Genomic DNA, 7,458 nt, shown 5'->3' on the forward strand with positions numbered 1-7,458 from the left:
ATCGCCCAGACTCTCGACGGCGGGCAGGCGAGCGCGGGGGCTGCGGTGGCGGCTCCTGCGGTGGTGGCGTTGGCGCGTCGAGACCATGCCGATCCGGCCACGGTGTTGGGCGGGGTGGCTGGACTGTTCGTGTCCGGCGCCGAGGTGGACTGGGCCGGTCTGTATGCCGGTACCGGTGCCGCGCGAATCGACCTGCCCACCTACGCCTTCCAGCATCGACGTTATTGGATGACCGAAGGGCCCGCCGCCGGTGGCAATGCCCGGGCGATGGGGCTCGTCGCCACCGGGCACCCTTTGGTCTCGGTGGTCGTCTCGCAACCGGACTCCGACGCGGTAACTCTCACCGGCCGCCTGTCGGTGCAGACGCACCCATGGCTGGCCGACCACACGGTTGTGGACACCGTGCTGTTCCCCGGTACCGGTTTGGTCGAACTCGCCTTGTACGCCGCAGAACAGGTCGGCTGCTCGACCCTCGAGGAACTGGTCCTACAAGCCCCACTGGCACTGCCGGAGTCCGCCGGACTCGCGGTGCGCGTTGTGGTCGGCGCCGAGGACGAGACCGGCCGTCGCGCGGTGCGTATCTTCTCCCGGCCCGATGATGGTGTCGATTCGGTGGCGTCGTGGACGTTGAACGCCGAGGGTGTGCTCGCGTCCGGAATCGACAGCGCGGCTGCCGATCTGGTGCAGTGGCCGCCCGCCGGTGCGGTCGCGGTCGATATCGATGGGGTGTACGACTCCCTCGACGCACAGGGCTATCACTACGGTCCGGTGTTCCAGGCACTGAGGTCGGTGTGGCGCGGATCCGACGGTCTGCTCTATGCCGAGGTCGAATTGCCCGAGCAGGCCCGAACCGAGGCGGAGCGTTTCGGTGTGCATCCGGCGTTGCTGGATGCGGCGTTGCATGCCTTGCGTTTCGCCGATGGCATGTCGGCGGACGGAACCGGTGTGGCGTTGCCGTTCGAGTGGTCCGGTGTCACGGTGCGTGCGGCGGGTGCTGATGCGTTGCGCGTTCGGCTCACCCGGGTCGGCGAGCACGGTGTTGCTCTGGATCTGGCGGACTCGACCGGTGCTGCGGTGGCGACGGTGCGGCATCTGGCTTCCCGGCCGATCGATCCCGCGCAGCTCATGGCCGGCGCATCCGTCGTCGGTAATGCGTTGTTCCAGATCGGCTGGACACCGATCGCGGTGCGTGAAGCCGAAGTCACCGCGGTGGCGTGGGCGGAGCTCGGTGAGCAGGTTCCGCAGGCGGTGGTGTTGGAGTGCCCGACGGGTAATGATCCCGCCGCTGTCCATGCTGCGACTCATGAGGTCCTCGAGGTATTGCAGTCCTGGATTGCGGGCAATCGATTCGCCGAATCGGTGCTGGTAGTCCGGACCGGTGGTGCGGTATCCGTTGCCGGGGAAGACGTTACGAACTTGGCCGGTGCGGCTGTGTGTGGTCTGGTTCGTTCCGCCCAGGCGGAGAATCCTGGCCGGATCGTGTTGATCGACACCGATTCCGAACTCGACGGGCTGCTGGGCGGGATTGTCGCCGTGGCCGAACCGCAGGTGGCGGTGCGTGATGGGCGAGTACACCTTGCGCGCGTCGGCCGAATCTCCGCTCCGACGACCACTTCAGCTGGGGGTTCCTCCGCGGCAGCTTCGGCTGTGAGTTCGTCCTTCGGCCCGGACGATACTGTTCTGGTCACCGGTGCCAGCGGCTACCTGGGTGGGTTGTTCGCCCGGCACCTGGTCGACGCACATGGTGTGCGCCGGCTTCTGCTGTTGAGCCGCCGCGGTGAATCCGCTTCCGGCGCTGCCGAGTTGCGGGCGGAGTTGCAGCGTCTCGGTGCCGAGGTCGGGTTCGTGGCTTGTGATGTCGCCGATCGCGGCGCGCTTGCGCAGGTGTTGGCCGAGGTGCCTTCCGGTCACCCGCTGACCGGTGTGTTCCACATGGCCGGCGTTCTCGACGACGGTGCGGTCGGTTCGTTGACCCCGGCCCGGATGGATGCCGTGTTGGGGCCCAAGGTCGATGCTGCCCTGCACCTGCATGAACTGACCGCCGATCTGCCGTTGAAGGCGTTCGTGCTGTTCAGTTCGGTGGCCGGTGCGTTCGGCAACCCTGGTCAAGGCAACTATGCCGCGGCCAACGCGTGCCTGGATGCTCTCGCGGCGCACCGCAGGGCATCCGGGCTCTGCGGCAAGTCTTACGCCTGGGGTGTATGGAGCATGGACGGGGGTATGGCCGCAGAACTCAGCGACCGGGACCGTCACCGCATGTCTCGCTCGGGTTTGCTGCCGCTCTCGGAGGAACAAGGCCTCGCGCTGTTCGATGCCGCGACCGGGTTGGACACAGCTGCCCCTCTCCTTGCCCGTTTCGACCTGGACGCGATGCGCAGTACGGGATTCGCGGTGCCCGCACTGTTTTCCGCGCTGATCCCGCATCGCCGCAAAGCGGCCTCAGGTGCTTTCACGGCGCTACGCGCTCGTTTGGCGAACACTCCCGACGGTGAACGTTTCGGTGTGCTCGTGGAGATCGTGCGTGGTCAGGTCGCGGCGATTCTGGGTCATCAGGACGCGAATGCGATTGCGGCGGACAAGGCCTTCGGTGAGTTGGGTTTCGACTCGCTCACTGCTATCGAGTTCCGCAATGCTCTCAAAAACGTGACAGGCCTGCGGCTGCCTGCGACGCTGGTGTTCGACTACCCGACACCGCAGGCTTTGGCGAAGTATCTGGCCGACGAGTTCGCCGGCACCAGCCGCGATGTCGAGGTTACTGCCAGCAAGGCTGTTGACGACGAGCCGATCGCTCTGGTCGGAATGGCCTGCCGTTACCCGGGTGGTGTCGCCTCGCCCGAAGACCTGTGGAGTCTCGTCATGTCGGGCGTCGATAGCATCGGTGAGTTGCCGATGGATCGTGGCTGGGACGTCGATGGTATCTACGATCCCGAACGTGGCAAGGCGGGCAAGACCTACACGCGCCGGGGTGGATTCCTGTACTCCGCAGCCGATTTCGATGCCGAATTCTTCGGGATCAGTCCCAATGAGGCCACGATGATGGATCCGCAACAGCGGCAGCTACTGGAAACGACGTGGGAGGCGTTGGAGCGGGCCGGTGTGGATCCGGCTGTGCTGCGTGGCAGTTCGACCGGTGTCTTCACCGGCGTGATGTACCACGACTACGCCCAGGGGAGCGGCAGCAACGCTACCGGCAGTTTGGTGTCGGGTCGGATCGCCTACACGCTGGGGTTGGAAGGCCCGGCGGTGTCGGTGGATACGGCGTGTTCGTCATCGTTGGTGGCGATGCACCTGGCTGCGCAGTCGTTGCGGTCGGGTGAGTGTGATCTGGCGTTGGCCGGTGGTGTGGCGGTGATGGCGACACCGGAGACTTTCGTGGAGTTCAGCCGTCAGCGAGGGTTGTCGCCGGACGGGCGGTGTAAGTCCTTCTCCGATAACGCCGATGGGGTGGGCTGGTCCGAGGGTGCCGGTGTGTTGGTGTTGGAGCGGTTGTCCGACGCTCAGCGCAACGGCCATCGGATTCTTGCGGTGATGGCCGGTTCGGCGGTGAATCAGGATGGTGCGTCGAATGGTTTGACCGCGCCGAACGGTCCTTCGCAGCGGCGGGTGATCCGCCAAGCATTGGCCAACGCCGGAGTCTCGCCGGTCGAGGTGGATGTGGTGGAGGCCCACGGCACCGGGACCACCCTGGGCGATCCGATCGAGGCGCAAGCGTTGCTGGCCACTTACGGTCAGGACCGGAACCCGGATCGTCCGTTGTGGTTGGGGTCGTTGAAGTCCAACATCGGCCATGCTCAGGCCGCCGCGGGTGTGGGTGGTGTGATCAAGATGGTGATGGCGATGCACCATGGCGTGCTGCCCCGAACGCTGCATGCGGATCAGCCCTCCACCAAGGTCGATTGGTCCGAGGGGCATGTGCGGTTGTTGACCGAGGCGGTCGAGTGGCCGACGGCGGATCGGCCGCGTCGGGCTGGTGTGTCCTCGTTCGGTATCAGCGGCACCAACGCCCACGTCATCCTGGAACAGGCCCCGGTGGTGGAGCCTGCCGCGGTACCGGTTGTGCGGACCGTCCCGGCTGTGCTGCCGTGGGTGGTTTCGGCACGCAGTAGGGATGCTCTTGCCGCTCAGGCTGATCGTTTGACATCGCGCGCGGGCGAGCACGATCCGATTGATACCGGTTTCTCGCTGGCGTCGGCGCGCAGTGTGTTCGAGCATCGCGGAGTTGTCGTGGCCGAGGGCCGTGACGATCTGCTGGCGGGTGTGCGGGCATTGGCTGCGGGGGTGCAGGCACCGGGTGTGGTGTCCGGTCGTGTGGTGTCGGGTTCGACTGGTGTGGTGTTTTCTGGTCAGGGTGCCCAGTGGGCGGGTATGGCTGCCGAGCTGCGCGGAGCGTATCCGGTGTTCGCCGAGGCTTTCGATGCGATCGTCGCTCAGCTGGATCCGCTGTTGGGGCAGTCGGTTTCGCTGGGTGAGGCGCTGTCGAGCGATGAACTGATCGATCGGACGGTGTTCGCTCAGGCGGGTTTGTTCGCGTTCGAGGTGGCGTTGTTCCGGCTGCTCGAGTCGTGGGGCGTGCGTGCGGATGTGGTGGCCGGTCATTCGATCGGCGAGATCGCGGCTGCGCACATCGCCGGGGTGATGTCGCTCGCGGATGCGTGCATCCTGGTCGCCGCGCGTGGCCGCTTGATGCAGGCGCTGCCCGCGGGTGGGGCGATGGTCGCTGTCGGTGCGTCGGAGGCCGACGTGCTGCCGATGCTGGCCGGCGAGGTGTCGATCGCGGCGATCAATGGTCCGTCGTCGGTGGTGTTGTCCGGTGTCGAAGACGATGTCGTGGCTGTCGCTGATCGGTGTGCCGAACGTGGTTGGCGCACACACAGGTTGCGGGTCTCGCATGCTTTCCATTCGGTGTCGATGGAGCCGATGCTGGCCGAATTCGCCACGGCGATCGATGGTTTGGCGTTCAGTCGCCCGAGTATCCCGTTGGTGTCCACGGTGACCGGTGTCCGGATCAACGACGAGATGTCCGATCCGTCGTATTGGGTCGGCCAGGTCCGTGACACGGTGCGCTTCGCCGATGCGGTCGCGACAATGGCAGGCACGGGTGTCGCCAGGTTCGCCGAGGTCGGGCCTGATGCGGTGTTGACTCCGATGATCGCGCAGATCGTGGATGACGAGCAGGTAGGCGCTTCTGCCGTTGTGGCGCTGGCTCGTCGAAACCATGCCGATCGGTCCACGGTGTTGGGCGGCGTGGCAGCGCTGTTCGTCTCTGGTGCCGAGGTGGATTGGGCTGGTTTCTACGCTGATTCCGGGGCCCAGCGAATCGACTTGCCCACCTATGCCTTCCAGCACGAGCGTTTCTGGATCGATACCAGGCAGATGTTGGCGCAGTCCTGGCTGGCGGCCGAGCTGGGTGGGGTCAGCTCGGCCGGGCTGGATGTGGTGGATCATCCGTTGCTGGGTGCGGTTGTGCCGCACCCGGATTCGGGTGGGGTGAGCTTCACCGGCCGGTGGTCGCTCGACTCCGTCGAATGGCTGGCCGACCACAGCGTGCTCGGCACCGTGCTGCTGCCCGGAACCGGACTTGTGGAGCTGGCCAGCTACGTCGGCGGCCTGTTGGGCTGCGGTGTGGTGGATGAGCTCGTCCTGCACACTCCGTTGACGATGTCGGCCGAGGGCAGTGTCTCGGTGCAGGTCGTGGTGGCCGCTGCTGACGAGGCTGGTCGTCGGCGGCTGGGTATCCATTCTCGGCAGGCGGGCGAGGGTCCGTGGGTGCTGCACGCCGAAGGTGTGCTTGCGCCGGGCGATGTGGTGGCTGATTTCGACCTGATCTCGTGGCCTCCTGCGGGCGCGCAGCCGGTGCCTGTCGACGGTGTGTATGACGAGCTGCTCGAACTCGGGTACGGGTACGGCCCGTTCTTCCAGGGTTTGCGGGCGGCGTGGCAGCGCGGCGATGAGTTGTTCGCCGAGGTCGCTCTGTCGGATCCGCGGGACGCGGAGGGTTTCGGGATTCATCCTGCGCTCTTCGATTCTGCGTTGCATGCCGGGATAATTCATGGTCTTCGTGGCGGTGGTAGTGGCGTCCCTGCGCTGCCTTTCGCTTGGAACCGGGTGGTGTTGTACTCGGCCGGTGCTGCCGTAGCGCGGGTGCGCATTGTGCTTCAGGGCGATCGGTTCACTGTGCAGATCGCCGACGAGCAGGGTCAACCTGTTCTGTCGGTGGGCGCCTTGGCTTCTCGGCCTGTGTCGCCTGAACGCCTGGGCGCGGGCCGGGTGTCGGAGGCCCTCTTCGGCGTGGATTGGGTCGCTGTTCCGCTGTCGTCGGCGGCGAGTGTCGAGCCGGGTCGTGTTGCGGTACTCGGTTCTGGCCGGGGTTCCGGTGACCAGAGTTCCGGTGAGGTGCGGCGTTATGGTGATCTCGCGGCGTTGATCGCCGATCTGGATGCGACTCCCGACCTGGTTGTTCCTGAGATCGTGTTGCTCGAGTGCCCGCACCATGATGGTGCGCCGCCGGAGGCCGTGCGGCAGGTTGTGGCCGGTGTTCTCGGCACCGTTCAGCGGTGGCTGGCCGATTCTCGTTTCGCCGGTTCCCGTTTGGTTGTGCTCACCAGAAAAGCCATGTCCACTGCCGATTCGGACCAGGTCGATCTGGGGCAGGCGCCGGTGTGGGGTCTGTTGCGTGCCGCGCAGGCCGAACACCCGAGTCGATTCCAGCTCCTCGATCTGGATCAGGACCGTGACCCGGTCTCTGTCGCGACCGCAGCGGCAGCTGGAGAACCGGAGGCCGCGCTACGCGGGACGACCCTGCTCGCGCCGCGCTTGACCCGTCACGCACCCGGCACGATTGCGCGGCTGTCCGAGCCTGGCACGGTGCTGATTACCGGTGGCACCGGTGGTCTGGGTGCGGTGATCGCTCGACATCTGGTGACCGAACACGGTGTGGGACATCTGCTTCTGACATCTCGGCGTGGACCGGATGCTGACGGCGCGGCTGAATTGTGTGCGGAGCTGGTCGAGCTCGGTGCGCAGGTGACCATCGCCGCGTGCGATGTGTCCGATCGGTCTGCGCTGGCGGCGCTGCTCGATACCATTTCTGACCAGCATCCGCTGGTTGGCGTGGTGCACGCGGCCGGAACCGCCGACAACGGGCTGATCGAGTCGATCACGGCGGACCGGATCGACCATGTCTTCGGACCCAAGCTCGATGCCGCGTGGCACCTTCACGAACTCACCCACGACCGCTCGTTGTCGCTGTTCGTCCTGTTGTCATCGGCGGGTGGATTGGTGCTGGCTGCCGGTCAAGCGAACTACGCTGCCGCGAACGTCTTCCTCGATGCCCTCGCCGCACATCGTCACAGCCTGGGACTACCCGCGACCTCCCTCGATTACGGGATGTGGGCGCGATCGACCGCGCTCGGCGCCGAGCTCTCCGAGGACGCCTTCAACTGGATGCGCAGGCAGGGC

1 protein-coding gene is annotated in these 7,458 nt (G+C 66.0%); it reads left to right on the forward strand.

Annotation, left to right across the window (positions count from 1 at the left end; translation table 11 throughout):
• A partial coding sequence (locus tag AC3ERS_RS36435; protein WP_431972708.1) for an SDR family NAD(P)-dependent oxidoreductase occupies positions 1-7,458 on the forward strand: 7,458 nt, incomplete at both ends.

This window comes from Nocardia sp. bgisy134 (genome assembly GCF_057708325.1).